At 33.1% G+C, this 15,553-nt stretch carries 14 protein-coding genes and 2 pseudogenes; 12 read left to right on the top strand and 4 right to left on the bottom strand.

Annotated elements, in window-relative coordinates:
- Nucleotides 1-253: 253 nt before the first annotated feature.
- The 8 genes and pseudogenes from BST83_RS07295 to nhaA all read left to right on the top strand — a co-directional run bounded on the left by BST83_RS07295 (nucleotide 254) and on the right by nhaA (nucleotide 6,786).
- Nucleotides 254-1,249: an NADP-dependent oxidoreductase gene (locus BST83_RS07295; RefSeq protein WP_104809214.1), complete on the top strand. Its 996-nt coding sequence runs from the start codon at nucleotides 254-256 to the stop codon at nucleotides 1,247-1,249.
- A 238-nt stretch (nucleotides 1,250-1,487) separates the two neighbouring features.
- Nucleotides 1,488-2,366 (top strand): IS982 family transposase, encoded by an 879-nt coding sequence (locus tag BST83_RS07290; protein WP_104808411.1) that lies wholly within the window; start codon nucleotides 1,488-1,490, stop codon nucleotides 2,364-2,366.
- Nucleotides 2,367-2,529: 163 nt separating this feature from the next.
- Nucleotides 2,530-2,679, top strand: a pseudogene (locus BST83_RS21430) (PRC-barrel domain-containing protein); the annotation flags it as partial.
- A 69-nt stretch (nucleotides 2,680-2,748) separates the two neighbouring features.
- Nucleotides 2,749-3,288, top strand: a complete 540-nt coding sequence (locus tag BST83_RS07285; protein WP_240614688.1) for a PRC-barrel domain-containing protein — start codon at nucleotides 2,749-2,751, stop codon at nucleotides 3,286-3,288.
- Nucleotides 3,289-3,331: 43 nt separating this feature from the next.
- A complete protein-coding gene (locus tag BST83_RS07280) occupies nucleotides 3,332-4,018 on the top strand; it encodes a type 1 glutamine amidotransferase domain-containing protein (protein ID WP_104809212.1) in 687 nt (228 codons plus the stop codon).
- Nucleotides 4,019-4,350: 332 nt separating this feature from the next.
- Nucleotides 4,351-4,872 (top strand): mechanosensitive ion channel domain-containing protein, encoded by a 522-nt coding sequence (locus BST83_RS20595; protein WP_240614687.1) that lies wholly within the window; start codon nucleotides 4,351-4,353, stop codon nucleotides 4,870-4,872.
- Between the two features lie 183 nt (nucleotides 4,873-5,055).
- Nucleotides 5,056-5,223: pseudogene (locus tag BST83_RS21425) on the top strand (mechanosensitive ion channel family protein); the annotation flags it as partial.
- Nucleotides 5,224-5,454: 231 nt separating this feature from the next.
- Nucleotides 5,455-6,786 carry a Na+/H+ antiporter NhaA gene (nhaA, locus tag BST83_RS07270; RefSeq protein WP_104809211.1) on the top strand — a complete coding sequence of 444 codons (1,332 nt, stop codon included), beginning with the start codon at nucleotides 5,455-5,457 and terminating at the stop codon, nucleotides 6,784-6,786.
- Between the two features lie 371 nt (nucleotides 6,787-7,157).
- Here the strand turns inward: nhaA and BST83_RS07265 are convergent, their stop codons facing one another.
- Both BST83_RS07265 and BST83_RS21070 read right to left on the bottom strand, forming a co-directional pair.
- The gene (locus BST83_RS07265; RefSeq protein WP_254712444.1) at nucleotides 7,158-7,463 is read right to left on the bottom strand and encodes a cation:dicarboxylate symporter family transporter; all 306 of its coding nucleotides are present in this window, start codon (nucleotides 7,461-7,463) and stop codon (nucleotides 7,158-7,160) included.
- A 37-nt stretch (nucleotides 7,464-7,500) separates the two neighbouring features.
- Nucleotides 7,501-7,593, bottom strand: a complete 93-nt coding sequence (locus BST83_RS21070; RefSeq protein ID WP_254712443.1) for a cation:dicarboxylate symporter family transporter — start codon at nucleotides 7,591-7,593, stop codon at nucleotides 7,501-7,503.
- Nucleotides 7,594-7,970: 377 nt separating this feature from the next.
- Here BST83_RS21070 and typA point away from each other — a divergent pair, with 377 nt between their 5' ends.
- Complete coding sequence (gene typA, locus BST83_RS07260) at nucleotides 7,971-9,743, top strand: translational GTPase TypA (RefSeq protein WP_104809210.1); 1,773 nt, start codon at nucleotides 7,971-7,973, stop codon at nucleotides 9,741-9,743.
- Between the two features lie 100 nt (nucleotides 9,744-9,843).
- On the opposite strand, the gene BST83_RS07255 is transcribed toward typA, so the two are convergent.
- Nucleotides 9,844-11,382, bottom strand: a complete 1,539-nt coding sequence (locus tag BST83_RS07255; RefSeq protein ID WP_104809209.1) for a sodium/proline symporter — start codon at nucleotides 11,380-11,382, stop codon at nucleotides 9,844-9,846.
- A gap of 284 nt (nucleotides 11,383-11,666) precedes the next feature.
- Here BST83_RS07255 and BST83_RS07250 point away from each other — a divergent pair, with 284 nt between their 5' ends.
- The 3 genes from BST83_RS07250 to BST83_RS21135 all read left to right on the top strand — a co-directional run bounded on the left by BST83_RS07250 (nucleotide 11,667) and on the right by BST83_RS21135 (nucleotide 13,984).
- Nucleotides 11,667-12,203, top strand: a complete 537-nt coding sequence (locus tag BST83_RS07250) for a cysteine dioxygenase (RefSeq protein WP_104809208.1) — start codon at nucleotides 11,667-11,669, stop codon at nucleotides 12,201-12,203.
- A gap of 18 nt (nucleotides 12,204-12,221) precedes the next feature.
- Nucleotides 12,222-13,619: a pyridoxal phosphate-dependent decarboxylase family protein gene (locus BST83_RS07245; protein ID WP_104809207.1), complete on the top strand. Its 1,398-nt coding sequence runs from the start codon at nucleotides 12,222-12,224 to the stop codon at nucleotides 13,617-13,619.
- Nucleotides 13,620-13,855: 236 nt separating this feature from the next.
- Nucleotides 13,856-13,984 (top strand): hypothetical protein, encoded by a 129-nt coding sequence (locus BST83_RS21135; protein ID WP_302849446.1) that lies wholly within the window; start codon nucleotides 13,856-13,858, stop codon nucleotides 13,982-13,984.
- A 143-nt stretch (nucleotides 13,985-14,127) separates the two neighbouring features.
- On the opposite strand, the gene ttcA is transcribed toward BST83_RS21135, so the two are convergent.
- Nucleotides 14,128-14,922: a tRNA 2-thiocytidine(32) synthetase TtcA gene (gene ttcA, locus BST83_RS07240; protein WP_104809206.1), complete on the bottom strand. Its 795-nt coding sequence runs from the start codon at nucleotides 14,920-14,922 to the stop codon at nucleotides 14,128-14,130.
- Nucleotides 14,923-15,553 lie beyond the last annotated feature (631 nt).

The following is a 15,553-nucleotide window of genomic DNA, read 5'->3' as shown; positions in this document are numbered from 1 at the left end:
GGGTTGTTAGAATAATTTTGACTTTTACCAGCCAAATGCGAGTTATTATTTCACCAAAAATTCCATTGGGAAATAGGGCATTGTGCCTGCAAACAATGCGAAAATGGCTGATCTAATATTAAAGACTTCATTTGAATCCATAGAAGGGTGTCTAAAGAATTATAAAATATTAAACTCTGGAACATGAAAAATACAAAAGCAACGATTAACTTATAATTTGTGATGAAAAGCTTGTCTATAAAAATTTTAAAACATGAATAAAGTAATCATTTTGAACAAACGTCCACACGGAAAACCGGCACTGAGTGATTTTGAAATTACCAATGAAGAGATTCCTCTTGCCAAAGACGGTGCCATTCTATTAAAAACAGTTTATGTCTCAGTCGACCCCTATTTGCGAGGCAGGATGAATGATGCTAAACCATACGTTCCCCCATTTGAATTAGACAAACCCATACAATCGGGAATCATAGCCGAAGTGATAGAAAGCAAACAGGAAAATTTCAAAAAAGGGGATTTTGTTTCTGGTAATTTAGAATGGAAGGAATATCAAACCTCGGAGGGAAAAGGTTTACATAAAGTAAATCAAAATGAAGCTAAATTATCAAGCTATCTTGGGATTTTAGGAATGACCGGACTTACCGCTTATTTGGGTTTAACGGAAATAGGATTGCCGAAAAAAGGCGAAACACTTATAGTGTCTGGAGCGGGTGGAGCTGTTGGAACAGTCGCGGGACAGGTTGGAAAATTGCTAGGCTGTAAAGTGGTTGGAATTACGGGTTCAGATGAAAAAGTTGACCTACTTACATCAAAGTTCAATTTTGATCACGCCGTAAATTATAAAACAACACCTAATTTAAAAGAGGCTGTCAAAAGTGCCTGCCCAAAAGGGGTAGATATTTACTTTGACAATGTAGGCGGGGAGATTTCAGATGCTGTTTTAGCTAATATCAATAAGTACGCTCGATTGCCGGTTTGTGGTGCTATATCACTTTATAATAAAACAGAGGTTCCGATAGGACCTAGATTGCAACCTATTATCCTCACTAAAAGCGTTACTATACGTGGGTTCATTATCGGTGATTTAGCAGAAAAATTTCCAGCGGCTACCAAACAGCTAACGGCTTGGCTGAAAGCCGATAAACTAACCTTTAGCGAAACCATTGTTGAAGGGTTTGACAACATTCCGCAGGCATTTATTGCTTTGTTTGAAGGAAAAAATAAAGGAAAAATGATTGTGAAAATTTAATATTAACTCAATATAAAACTTAATAATATGGAATGATTAATGGTATTGAAATCCCACAGCGCATTGAGAAATACAGAAGAAAAAACAGATGAAGTGATACCCGCACAAAAGATAACAGCAGAGAATCCCTATATATTTAAATATAAAAACCCGTTGTGCATTATAAATAGTTAAAAAAAGTTATTCATTTGACTATTAAAAGTCGTATATTTAATTGACAATCAATCGATTAAATACGATGAATAACTTTAGAGCAAATTACGATAAAATTTTAGAAGTCTTAGCCACAATTACAGAAAAGGAACAATTTTTACGTCAAAACAGGAAACCAAAACTAAAAGACATTGAATTAATCGCTATGAATTTAACAGCAGAATATATGGGTATAGACAGTGAATGTCAGTTGTTTCGGGATATTCCAGAATATTTGTTTGCTAAAATAGAGCGATCAGTTTACAATAAACGGAAGCGAAAATTATTTTTTGCCATTGAATTTATAAGAACTCAACTCTCCAATAAGTTCACGGAGTTTGAAAACTATTATGTAGTAGATAGTATGCCTTTGGAGATTGTAAAACTCTCAAGAAGCGGGAGAAGTAAAGTTTGTAAAGAGTACTTTTATTCAGCCCCAAATAGAGGTTATTGTGCTAGTCAAAACATGCATTATTATGGCTATAAAATACATGCTGTTTGTTCTATTGATGGCGTGTTTAAAAGTTTTGATATTAGCAAAGCTTCTGTACATGATATTCATTATTTAAAAGACATTAAAAATCAGTTTAATAACTGTGTGGTTTTAGGGGACAAAGGATACCTAAGTGCGGACTATCAGTTAGATTTATTTGAGAGTAAACAAATTAAATTAGAAGTTCCAATGCGTAAAAATCAACAGAATTACAAAAAACAAACGTATATTTTTAGGAAGAAAAGAAAACGAATTGAGACCTTGTTTTCTCAACTTTGTGACCAGTTTAAAATACGGAATAATTATGCGAAAACTTTTGAAGGTTTTAAGACAAGAATTCTCTCAAAATTAACAGCACTAACTATCATTCAATACATTAACAAATTTGTTTTTAATAGGAATATAAACAATTTAAAAGTCAATATTGTTTAAATGCACAACGGGTATATAAAATTATTCAACTTCTATAATTTTTAAAAAGAATATCACAGTTGAAGAATTTAATGTTATTCTAAAAACATTCACTTCTTTATTTCTTAAAATAATAAAACAAAATGTTTGAAAAAATGTAATTATAAATTTAAAAACAAATAGAATGAAACGAAAAATTAAAAGTCTTATTGGGTACACCATACAGGCCACAGATGGAGAAATAGGCAAAGTAAAAGAGTTTTACTTTGACGATATAACTTGGACGATACGTTATTTAATTGTTGAGACAGGAAGCTGGCTCTTTGGTAAGAAAATATTACTGTCACCGCAAGCTTTGCTTAAACCAGATTGGGAGAAGCACACTTTTGCTGCAAACCTTACCATGGCTGAGATAAAGGACAGTCCAGAAATTGATACGGATAAGCCTATATCTCGTCAGCATGAAATGGACTTATATGGGTATTATCCCTGGGGAAATTATTATTGGGGCAGCGGCATGGATATTGGAGGCATGGGTATGCCATATGCTTCGTCTATAGATCAAGTAGCACAAAAAGAAGCAGATAAATCAGTTGATGATAACTCGAATGAGGATACTCATTTAAGAAGTACAGAAGAGGTAATTGGTTATAACATTAAAGCAACCGACGGAGAAATTGGTGATGTAGAAGGTTTCATAATCAATGATCACACTTGGTCAATTGTTTTTATGGAAGTTAATACTGGTAATTGGTTTCCTGGCAAAAAAGTGTTGGTAGCTCCAGAATGGATTAAGCAAATAAACTGGAAAACTTCTTTGGTGCTTGTAAATGCTTCTGAAGATCAGGTGAAAAATAGTCCGGAATATGCTCCAAGCCAGGAACTAAGTAATTCTTATGAAGCCGATCTTCATAAATATTATGGATTTAATACGCACAAGTAAAATTGTGATTCTCATTTTAAAACAACATTAAAAATTAAAAATTATGAAAATATTAATGGTACTTACATCCCACAGTGAATTGGGAAATACGGGAGAAAAAACGGGTTTTTGGATAGAAGAATTTACAAGCCCTTATTATGTTTTAGCAGATGCTGGAGCTGAAATAACGATTGCGTCTCCAAAAGGAGGTCAACCACCAGTTGATCCAAAAAGCGAATTAAAAGACGCGCAAACTCCGTCAACAGAAAGGTTTTTTAAAGACTTTGAAGTAATTGATAAAGTAGCGCATTCACTAAAACTTAGCATTATAAAGGAAGCGGATTATGATGCTGTTTTTTATCCAGGAGGACACGGCCCATTATGGGATTTGGCTACTGATAAAAACTCTATTCAATTAATCGAAGCATTTTACAATCATCAAAAACCAATCGCTTTTTTATGCCATTCGCCAGCGGCTTTGGTTAATGTAAAAGCGAAAAATGGAGAATCACTGGTAAAAGGTAAAGCGGTAACAGGTTTTTCAAATACGGAAGAAGAAGCCGTTAAATTAACGAAAGTAGTACCTTTTTTACTGGAAGATGAACTCACAAAACGTGGTGCACATTACTCTAAAGGAGATGATTGGGCGTCGTATGTAAAACAAGACGGGTTATTAATTACAGGTCAGAATCCGGGCTCTTCTGAGGCAGTAGCGAAATTGATTTTAGAAACTATTAGAAGGAAAAAATAGAATCTTCAATATTAATTTTAAAACTATTAAAAATGAAAAGATCACTAATTACTTCAATATTTATATCAATTAGAATAGTACTGTTTACAGCATGAGAAATCAATTAATGCAAGATGGACGGATATGGCACACATCGTTGAGGAATGGCATAGAGAATGTATTTTATACCAATTCTTATCATTTTAGTAATCCTATATTTTTTAAGAATTAAAAGAAGAAAATGAAAGACGAAATCAGAGTAGCAATTGTGACTGGAAGCATTGGAGTGATAAGCGCAACCTTTATTCCTAAAAGAGCAACCCATTAAATAAAAGTAAATTTAGAATAGCGCAATGATAAAGAACATACAAGAGCAAGTGGCAGAACCAATACAAACGGTAGTGCAAAAGTTAGATAACTGGCTTGATACCTTCATCAACATGCTTCCAAATATGGCAGGGACCTTGTTATTATTAGTAATTTTTCTTTTACTTGCCAGATATGGAAGTAAACCGTTTAGAAAACTTTTCTACAAAGCATCAAATAACGAAGCAATGGGACATTTGTTTTCCACTGTTGTTTATGGCACAATCCTAAGTATTGGACTTTTTATTATCCTTGGTGTTCTTGGGTTACATAAGGCTTTAACCTCAATACTAGCAGGAATTGGTGTGATCGGTTTGGCATTGGGTTTTACTTTTCATGATTTCGCTGCAAATTTTGTTTCGGGTATTATCTTGGCTTTTAGGAGACCTTTTAAAATTGGGGAAATCATAGCGGTAAAGGATATAATGGGTAAAGTAACCAGAACTTGCTTGCGCGATACGGCTATCGAGACTTTTCAAGGTCAAGAAGTTTACATTCCAAATAAATAATTTTTACAGAATGCCTTTTACAATTTTACTTTCTTAGAAAAAAGGCGGATTGACTTAAGTGTAGGAGTTTCTTACGCAGATGATCTTGAGAAGGTCTAAGATGTGGTTCTAAGCGCAATTAAAAATTTGAAAGGGGTTATAGAAAAGGATATGATAATTTTTGACTAAGCTAAATTCGACTCTAGTTCGATTAATTTTAATATTCGATTTTGGATCGAATTCCTTAGAGAACTCGGCTACTTGGCAATGAGAAGCAAAGCAATCAAAGCTATTAAGAAAGCATTTGATGAACAAGATATCACGATTCCTTTTCCAATTCGAACATTGGACTTTGGAATTAAAGGTGGGTAAAAACGCTCACAAATGGAATTGAATACGAAAGAATTACAAAAAAATAAATACAAAATAGTTTAATATATCTGTAACTCTGTTTTTTACTCTTCAGCTTCTAAAATTTTAGGATTCATTTAAAATGAAAACAGAAGGTAAAAGAATTTCTATGAAAAACAATTTTATACAGAGCATCACACTTATCGTGTAAGGATTTCTTATGCGAATGATAAGGGTTGAAAATTTTTTAAAATGATAAGAGAACAAACTAAAAAATTGGTAAAGAGAGTTTTGAGTCCCTTCGAGCGATTCTTAAAAAGACAGTCATCGAGCGGAATACTATTGATAATAGCGGCGATTATTGCTATGGTATGGAGCAACTCATCGTATGCAGATATGTATTTCGGTATTTGGGATACTGAGTTCACTTTAGGGCACGGTGTGTTTCAAGTATCGGAACCTTTGAAACTCTGGATAAATGATGGCCTCATGGCTTTATTCTTTTTTGTTGTTGGTTTGGAAATAAAACGCGAAGTAATGGCCGGGGAATTATCGACAGTTAAGGATTTAGTCTTGCCTTTGACTGCTGCCGTTGGGGGAATGATAGTTCCTGCAATTATCTTTCTGTTAGTAGTAGGAAATACTGAAGGTGGGAATGGCTGGGGCATACCAATGGCCACCGATATCGCCTTTAGTTTGGGTGTCCTAAGTCTTCTGGGGTCTAAAGTACCAATAGGTCTAAAGGTATTTCTTACTGCCCTTGCCATCATAGATGATATTGGGGCAATTCTGATTATCGCATTTTTTTATAGTCACGAAATCCAATGGGTGTATCTTCAGGTCGCAGCTGGTTTATTTTTGGTGTTACTGATTTTCAATTATTTTTACCTGCGCGCTGTTGCACTATATATCTTGGTTGGCTTATTTGTATGGTTTTGCTTTCTGAAATCTGGGGTGCACCCAACTGTGGCCGGGGTGCTCGTGGCTTTAACAATTCCAGCAAGAAGAAAAATAAAAATGAACAATTTTTTAGAGCAAGCTAAATCTAGCTTGATGAAATTCAAAAATGCCAAATGGCCAAATTCAAAAATTTTGTTGGGAAAAGAACAAATTTCAGCAGTTGACTGCATCGTAGAAAGTGCGAAAAAAGTACAATCGCCTGTTCAGAAGTTAGAGAATTCGTTGAGTAATTTCACTGCCAATCTAGTAATGCCAATATTCGCACTAGCGAATGCATCTGTTGTCATTGTAGCAGCTGAGTTTAATTTGTTGGACAGAGTGACTTTGGGCGTAGGACTTGGTTTATTGCTAGGAAAGGCTCTAGGAGTTAGTTTGTTTTCCTGGTTAAGTATTCGTTTGGGATGGGCACAATTGCCTTCAGGCGTTAGTTGGGCTCAAATTGTAGGAGTTGGTTTTTTGGCAGGAATAGGTTTTACTATGTCCTTGTTTATCTCCAATTTAGCCTATACTGATGCCGAAGTGATTAACGCTTCTAAAATCGGAATAGTAATAGGCTCGATAATAGCAGGAATGATAGGTTTTGTAATCCTGAAAATTATTTTTTTAAAAATGAAAAAAACCTAAAAATCTAAAAGTAGGTCTTTTTCACAATTTCTGTATGATGATAATTATTTGATAATAAATAATTTAACACAGGTTTGGCAGCGTTTATTAGTCATACTATTCATATTTCATTAGATTGAAAGATAACCTTAAAAACAAAAATCATGGGAATAATAAACGACAAAAAAAATTTAAAATATCAAAGAAACAAACTTTTCCTACAAACCCAACAGGAAATCCAAAAATGGATAACAAAAAGTTTGAAATAAAAAGAGATACTATTAAGAATAGTAAAACAAAGGAATAATTGGGTAAAATGAAAATAATTATATCATTTGAACTTGAGAATTTTAAAGACCACCTTACATAAAACTGTTTGGTGGTTTATTTTATTACATAAATTTATCAAATACTACAAAGGCTGTTAAATCATCTATCACAATAACTGCAGTTATAAACATTCCTAAAATACAATCAATTCCTTTAATAATAATAATAAGACCATCAATAGGGATTTCTGCACTTTGTAAAACTGTTGTAAGTATAATTACTCCAACTCCGGGAATGGTTGGTTTTCTTAAAGTAGCAGCTACAACAGTAAATATAATTAATAGAAGGCTCATTATTGACAACTCAACTCCATAAACTTGAGCCATAAATAAAGTGGTTACGCATTGAAACAGTGGTGTTCCATCCATATTGATTATGAATCCAACTGGAATTATAAAATCACTACTAACTGATTTTATAGGAAACTCCTAATTTTTCATCTGCCGTTTTCATAGAAAGTGGTATAACAGCTGCTGAACTGGCAGTAGAAAATGCCAATAGTTGGGGTTTTTTTATCGCTTTTAAAAATTTAAAGGGTTTCTTTTGGTAACAGCCAAAACTAAATATTTAGTTTGATAAACCCTTTTCTAATAAAGTTTTTAGGAATTTTTTAAATAACACCTTCCTATTTCGAAATAATTTTATCGAGATAAAGTAGACCATTTTATTTTACGCTTTATCTGTTTGTCAGGTAGTTAGAATCAATGGTTGTCTGTTAGCTCTAAGAGTAAAACGGTCATGTATTTTTTATCGGACAACAATGAAAACCAATAGAAACTAATTTTTTAATTTTAAGGAGATTAAAAATATTTACGTATAATTAGTGTAAATCACTTCTAAATAATTACTTTTGCACAAAATTTAAGAATACATAAATGCAACCAATTAGAAATATCGCTATTATAGCCCATGTCGATCACGGTAAGACAACCTTAGTAGATAAAATTATAGATCAAGCTAAAATCTTAGACGACCGTAAAGAACGTACCGATTTATTGTTAGATAATAATGATTTAGAGCGTGAAAGAGGAATTACGATTCTTTCTAAAAACGTTTCTATCCAATATAAAGGAACAAAAATCAATGTAATTGATACTCCTGGTCACGCCGATTTTGGTGGTGAAGTAGAGCGTGTATTAAAAATGGCTGATGGTGTTTTATTATTGGTTGATGCATTCGAAGGTCCAATGCCACAAACTCGTTTTGTATTAGGTAAGGCTTTAGGCTTAGGTTTAACTCCTATTGTTGTTGTAAATAAAGTAGACAAAGAAAACTGTACTCCTGATATCGTTCATGAAAAAGTTTTCGATTTAATGTTTGCATTAGAAGCAACTGAAGAGCAATTAGATTTTGCAACTGTGTACGGTTCTGCAAAAAATAATTGGATGAGTACAGATTGGAGAAACCAAACAGACAATATTATTCCTTTATTAGATGCAGTATTAGAATCTATACCTGCAACGAAATACAACGAAGGGACACCACAAATGCAAATAACTTCTTTAGACTTTTCTGCTTTTACTGGTAGAATTGCTATTGGACGTGTATTTCGTGGAGATTTAGAAGTTGGCAAAGAATACATGTTATGCAAGGCGGATGGTTCTACTAAAAAAGTAAGAATTAAAGAATTACACGTATTCGAAGGAATGGGTAAAGTTCAAGTAGAAAAAGTACCTTGTGGTGATATTTGTGCAATTACAGGTTTAGAAGGATTTGAAATTGGTGATACAATTGCAGATTTAGAAAACCCAGAAGCATTGCCAAGAACAGAAATAGACCAACCTACAATGAGTATGTTGTTTACCATTAACAATTCTCCTTTCTTTGGTAAAGAAGGTAAATTTGTTACTTCGCGTCACATTCGTGACCGTTTGTTTAAAGAATTAGAAAAAAACTTAGCACTAAAAGTTGAAACTACTGATAGTGAAGATAAATTTAACGTTTTCGGACGTGGAGTTTTACACTTGTCTGTTTTAATAGAAACAATGCGCAGAGAAGGATATGAATTACAGGTAGGTAGACCACAGGTAATTTTAAAGGAAATTGATGGTAAGAAACATGAACCAATGGAAACATTGTCTATTGATGTGCCAGAAGATATGGCCTCTAGAGCAATTAATTTAGTATCTCTTAGAAAAGGAGATATGTTAATTATGGAACCTAAAGGGGATTTACAACACTTAGAATTTTCAATTCCTTCTAGAGGACTGATTGGTTTAAGAAACAGAATTTTAACAGCTACAGCAGGTACTGCAATTATTAACCACAGATTTAGTGAATATGGTCCTTACAAAGGAGATTTTACTGAAGAAGTAAAAGGAGCAATCGTTTCTTCTGCAGCAGGTAAAGCAACAGCGTATGCATTAAATCGTTTACAAGATAGAGGACGTTTCTTTATTGATATAAACCAAGAGATTTATATTGGCCAAGTAATTGGAGAAAATAGTAAATCTGATGAGATGGCTGTAAACTTAATTAAAGGAAAGCAATTAACAAACATGCGTAAATCTGGAACAGATGAAGCGATGAAAATTGCGCCAAAAGTAGATTTCTCTTTAGAGGAAAATATGGAATACATTAAAGCAGATGAGTATTTAGAAGTTACTCCATTAAGTTTACGTATGCGTAAAATTGTTTTTAAAGCTTAATTATTTATAGAAAATAAATTTCTCTAAATAATAGGTACTACAAAAAAAGCTCAAGTTATAACTTGAGCTTTTTTTTTATGTCTTTTAATACAAATTATTTTTATTCTTTCAATGCATCAATTTCTTCAATCATTTTTATAGCTTCTGCTCTTGGGGGATATTTTTTTGATACTATAAACCCAACAAGTATTGCTGCGATAAAAGAAGGAGCAAGCACATCAAGTGCCACAAAATATGGCCCAATATCGGTCATTTCTTTAAATATAAAATTGAAAATAATTACAGACATAAACCCAGAAATCATAGAGGCAATAGCTCCTTTCTCTGAATATCCTTTCCAAAAAAGTGAGAGAATAATTACAGGACAGAAAGTGGCAGCAATACCAGACCAGCCAAAAAGTATAACCCAGAATATTTGTCGATCAGGGGATACATAGTTGATAATCATAGCAATTATCAACGCTACAAAAGCCATAATCACTGTAGAAATTCTAGATATTTTAGTTAAACTTTCATCTATTATGTTGGGTTTAAATATTTTCTGATAAAAATCTCGTGTAATAGCACTAGAGGCTAATATTAATAAAGAATCTATTGTAGACATGATTGCTGATAACACAATGGCCACAAAAATAGCCACTAAAATTGTAGGTAAAAATTCTTCGGTAATCATGCTCAACACATTTTCACCACTATTTCCTAAAATAACTTCAGGATCTTGACCTTCTTTCGTGAAATAGATGCGGGCAAAAATCCCAATGGTGACCGCTGAGGCATCCGTAAGTAAAGTAAAAGCAGTTGCCACCCATTTTCCTTTATCGATCTCTTTTTCATTTTTTATAGACATAAACCGAACATATACTTGGGGAGAACCTAAAAAACCTAAACCAATCATAGAAAATCCTAAAATTGTAAAAAGGTTCATCCAACCGTCGTTACTCCTACCCATTATTTGGGTTAGCGTAGGGTCAATAGCGTTCAATCCGGCAGTAATACCTGCCCCTTGATCCATAGAAAACCAAACGACTATGGGTAGTAAAACCAACCCCAAAAACATAAGTAATCCCTGAAATAAATCTGACCAAACTGCCGCCACAAAACCGCCAATAAAGATATAGGCAAGCACAATAAAAAATCCTATCAATGCGCCTATTTTGTAATCTATTCCTAGCATCGATTTAAAGGCAACACCGGTCACATCTATTTGTGAAGCCACATATATTACAATAAAGATTACGAGAATTGCAGCTGCAATAATTCGAAGTGTGTGCGTTGAAGACTTAAAATGACTGCTTAAATAATCAGGAATCGTAATTGCTCCGTAGGCATCAGATCTTTTTTTGAAACGTTTTGCCATAAATTGCCACGAAACAAACACACCAAGTAATTCGCCCACTACAACCCAATAACCAGAATATCCTGCCATTGCGCCCATTCCTGTTAATCCTATTAATAACCAGCCAGATTCTCCTGTGGCTCTTGCAGAGAAAGCAACCGCCCAAAAGCCCATCTTTTTTCCACCAACATAATAGTCGCTCATGCTTTTTATCCGTCGGGAAGCTAAAATTCCGATTAAAAATAAAATGCCAACATAAACAGCTAATACAGCTATTTTGATCATAAAATTTGGGTCTTGCATATTAATTCATTTTGAGGTTAGTTTGTGAACCACTTTTCATCTAATAAAACTTAAAAAAGGAAGAGAGATTAAGTTTTTAAAATGTTTAAAATAGTTAAAAAATTAGGAAAAAGGATGATTTCTAAAGTAAATCCTTTATAAATTGCTGAAAACAGACTTTAAAAAGGTAAAATTTCCTATATTTGTGAAATTGGTATTATTTAATTAATCCGAATAATTTAGTTAGATTTAGGGAATGACCTTGGATTTGTGCATTAAATGAACAAAAAAAGAGAGATATTATTTTGAACACTAACGAAAACAGCACCACTGCACCTCAAACCTTAGACGACCTAATAGTAGCGCTATCAGAAGGGGAGAGGGCAACCTACAATCACATTATACATTCCGTAAAATTTTCTTCAAACCCTTTTGAAAAGTATGTTTCGTGGTCCGACGAATGTTATACTCGAAATTGCATCTTTGATAGCGAGAAATTTGAATTAATCTTAATTTGCTGGTGCGAAGGGCAGGGCACACCAATTCACGATCACAACGGAGAAGAATGTTGGGTAAAGGTTCTTGAAGGCGAATTTAAAGAAACGATTTACAAAGAAAATGAAAACGGAGCTTTAACTATTGTAAAAACATCCACTTCAACACTGAATCAGGTTACTTACATGAAAGATTTTATGGGCTTTCATTCCTTAGAAAACCTATCTAATAAAAAAAGCATGTCACTTCACCTGTATGCAAAACCCATTCGTGCATGCAGAATATTCGATGAAGAATCAAACACTTTTGTACACAAAGAACTAGAGTACGACACCATTGCGTCCTAATAAGTTAAAAGAAAAAGTATGTCTACTATAAATAACGATCTAGTATTATTTAATGAACTTGTTGAAGTTTTAATTAACGAAGAGGAGAAAAATCCCGTGGCAAAAAGAATTGATTCTAGTTCATTATATGAGACCATTGATCTTTCGCTAAAGGAAGGGGCAATGATTGATACTAATTTTAAGTCTTTATTGAAAGAAGTGCTTATATCAACTCCAAAAACGGCAACCAATTTATTTTTTAATCAACTTTTTGGAGGTAGACAAAGCAAAGCAATTTTAGGAGATTTATTAGCTGTTATGCTAAACAATAGCATGTACACCTATAAGGTAGCCGGCCCACAGGTTGGCATTGAACAAGAAATTATTAGACAATCCTGTAAGCTAATTGGGTATGGACCCAATAGTAATGGTACTTTTCCAACGGGTGGTTCTATGAGTAATTATATGGCGTTGCTAATGGGGCGTGACGCCAAAGATCCTTCTTGTAGGTTAGACGGCATGTCGAAACCGCTGATTATTTATACTTCTAAAGAATCTCATTATTCAAATGCTAAGAATGCTAGTTTTGCAGGAATCGGGAGAAATAATATCCGGTATATTAAATCGGATTCTAAAGGAAGAATGCTTCCAAATAAATTAGAAGAGCAAATTTTAAAAGACATTAAAAATGGCGGAATTCCTACCTACGTAAATGCAACTGCTGGAACAACCGTTTTAGGCGCTTTTGATCCAATTGATAAAATTGCTGACATCACAGAAAAGTATAACATATGGCTTCATGTAGACGGCGCATATTGTGGAAGTGTCATTTTTAGCGAGAAATATAAACATTTGGTAAAAGGAGTAGCAAGATCGAACTCTTTTAGTTACAATGCACATAAAATGTTAGGAACCCCTTTAACTTGCTCTATTATCTTAGTGAATGATAAAAAACACTTACACGATTCGTTTAGCAATGATGCCGATTATTTATATCAAACAGATGGCGACGATTTTAACTTAGGTAAAACTTCTTTTCAATGTGGCAGAAGAAATGATGCCTTAAAGTTTTGGACGCTCTGGAAATCTATTGGTACAGATGGTTTAAAGCAGATAGTGGAACAACAATTTTATTTGGCAGATGTGGCTTTAGCCTATATTAGAAGCAATCCTAAGTATACGTTATATAGTTATGATGATTCAATTTCGGTGTGTTTTAATTATAAAAATGTAGATCCAATGGCGCTTTGTACGGCTTTGTATGAACATCAAATTACCGTGGTTGGTTTTGGTTCCTTTGAAGAAGATACCTTTATTAGATTGGTAACCATAAATGCAAATAACGAAAAGCAAGACATCTTGAGTTTCTTTACAGTTTTAGAAGACTTTGTTGAGAAAACACCAAGTTTATTAAAAACAGAAGCGATGAGTGTTTAAACTGATAACATCCTTTATACGATCATCAAAACTACACGCTAAAAAAAAGGCAATTTTAATTCATAAACTAAAAGCTCAAAAATATTCTTGGAATTTTAATATGAACACCTTTTGTCTATTTTGAATTCTACTACGCGCTAGGTTGCCTGTTCGAGTGATCACGCTCTTGGTCGTGATTATGTCTAAAACCAATTTAACAACTAAAATAAGTATTATCTATAGTACATCTTAAAGTCATGGGCGAAGCACTTAATAAAACTTTATTAAAAGTATTAAATATTACAAAATCACTTTTAATAAAAGGAAAGGAAATTGATATTAAAAGCGATGGTGCATTTGATAAAAAGATAAAAATTTCATATTAATTATCAACCGTATTTAAAGTTGAAAAAAATCACAAACGAGTATTGATGTTTATAAAGAAGGTAGGTTTTCATTGGTTAATTTATACAAGACATCTAAATGCAATCCCACCAAAAAGTTGCATTAATCAATGTAAAAGTGATGATTATAAGCACATATCCTCAGTAACTTTACTTTCTAATTTCTCAAAATCATAGAGATTCTTATCTAATAAATGCGATGGAAATACATTCTGCAAAGCATTCATCATAATGGCATTTCTATTTGGGAATTCTGTTTCCCAATCAGTAAGCATTTGCTTTACATTATTACGTTGTAAATTCTCTTGAGAACCACATAAATTACAAGGGATAATAGGGAAATCCATAAAATCAGCATATTCCTCGATATCACCTTCTTTACAAAAAGCCAAAGGTCTTAACACCACTAAATCGCCTGCATCGTTTTTAAATTTAGGTGGCATGGTTTCTAGTTTTCCAGAAAAAAAGAAGTTTAAGAAGAAAGTTTCTAAAATATCGTTTCTATGATGTCCCAAAGCCAACTTATTACAACCTAAATCCTTGGCAGCTTCATACAAAGTGCCTCTTCGTAAACGCGAACACAAACTACAGGTAGTTTTGCCTTCGGGTGTTTTTTCCATAACAATTTTGTAAGTATTCTTCTCTATTATTTTGTAATTAACGCCTAGTTTGGTTAAATAAGTAGGCAACACTTCCACAGGAAAACCAGGTTGTTTTTGATCTAAGTTTACAGCAATGATATCAAAGGAAATAGGCGCTACTTTTTTAAAATATAGCAACATATTTAGCATTGCATAACTATCTTTTCCGCCAGACAGGCAGACCATAATCTTGTCACCTTCGGCAATCATGCTATATTGCTGAATGGCTTCTGCCACAGAGCGCTGTAATTTCTTTGTAACTTGTTTTAGGTCTTCCATGAAGGCAAAAATAAGAGTTTGCAGAGGAAAATGGAAAAATAATTGACAAAAAAAACAGAAGTAGTTTTGAGTTGTTTTGCATCTGAAGTTATTCCTTTCATCTCCCTATTACGTATTAAATTTCAAAAAAAAATCAATACTAAGAAAAGAACTATATTAACACCTGATACATTATTTGAATTAGCACTTTCATAGATACTTTTAGACAGAAATCATCCAATAAAAGCAACTGTAATTATAGAAATATGAAGTATAATAATTCCGTTTGATAAAAATATATTTTCATTAAAACTTTTTAGTTCATCTTGAATGTACCATAACAATTCGTTCGCTAAAAAAGTTATTATGGTAAGATTAAATAGGGTGTTTTGAAGTACCAATACTTATAGGTTTATTAAAATTAAATTTGTGTTTTCCCAGTTAGGCATGATTCCGAAAAAAATGAAGATAAAAATAAAGTAAGCAAATAAAATAAATACTTTATCTCTTTTAACTAAATAAAAACCAATTTTAAGTAAGGTTCTTAAAAATTTAGAAAACCAAAACAAGTAAATAATATAAGAGACGCTTTTTTGATTATCAACAATCGTTATCAAGGTAAAAAGGGTCATAAAAAACAAAGAAATACAAT

The organism is Polaribacter filamentus, from assembly GCF_002943715.1.
GTDB lineage: Bacteria > Bacteroidota > Bacteroidia > Flavobacteriales > Flavobacteriaceae > Polaribacter > Polaribacter filamentus.
This window is presented reverse-complemented; position numbering and strand designations above follow the sequence as displayed.

Excerpts from the sequence above, each read along its gene's own strand:
- BST83_RS07295 (WP_104809214.1), top strand. The coding sequence starts at position 254 with ATGAATAAAGTAATCATTTTGAACAAACGTCCACACGGAAAACCGGCA.
- BST83_RS07290 (WP_104808411.1), top strand. The coding sequence starts at position 1,488 with ATGAATAACTTTAGAGCAAATTACGATAAAATTTTAGAAGTCTTAGCC.
- BST83_RS07285 (WP_240614688.1), top strand. The coding sequence starts at position 2,749 with ATGGCTGAGATAAAGGACAGTCCAGAAATTGATACGGATAAGCCTATA.
- BST83_RS07280 (WP_104809212.1), top strand. The coding sequence starts at position 3,332 with ATGAAAATATTAATGGTACTTACATCCCACAGTGAATTGGGAAATACG.
- BST83_RS20595 (WP_240614687.1), top strand. The coding sequence starts at position 4,351 with ATGATAAAGAACATACAAGAGCAAGTGGCAGAACCAATACAAACGGTA.
- nhaA (WP_104809211.1), top strand. The coding sequence starts at position 5,455 with ATGATAAGAGAACAAACTAAAAAATTGGTAAAGAGAGTTTTGAGTCCC.
- BST83_RS07265 (WP_254712444.1), bottom strand. The coding sequence starts at position 7,463 with ATGGATGGAACACCACTGTTTCAATGCGTAACCACTTTATTTATGGCT.
- typA (WP_104809210.1), top strand. The coding sequence starts at position 7,971 with ATGCAACCAATTAGAAATATCGCTATTATAGCCCATGTCGATCACGGT.
- BST83_RS07255 (WP_104809209.1), bottom strand. The coding sequence starts at position 11,382 with ATGCAAGACCCAAATTTTATGATCAAAATAGCTGTATTAGCTGTTTAT.
- BST83_RS07245 (WP_104809207.1), top strand. The coding sequence starts at position 12,222 with ATGTCTACTATAAATAACGATCTAGTATTATTTAATGAACTTGTTGAA.
- BST83_RS21135 (WP_302849446.1), top strand. The coding sequence starts at position 13,856 with ATGGGCGAAGCACTTAATAAAACTTTATTAAAAGTATTAAATATTACA.
- ttcA (WP_104809206.1), bottom strand. The coding sequence starts at position 14,922 with ATGGAAGACCTAAAACAAGTTACAAAGAAATTACAGCGCTCTGTGGCA.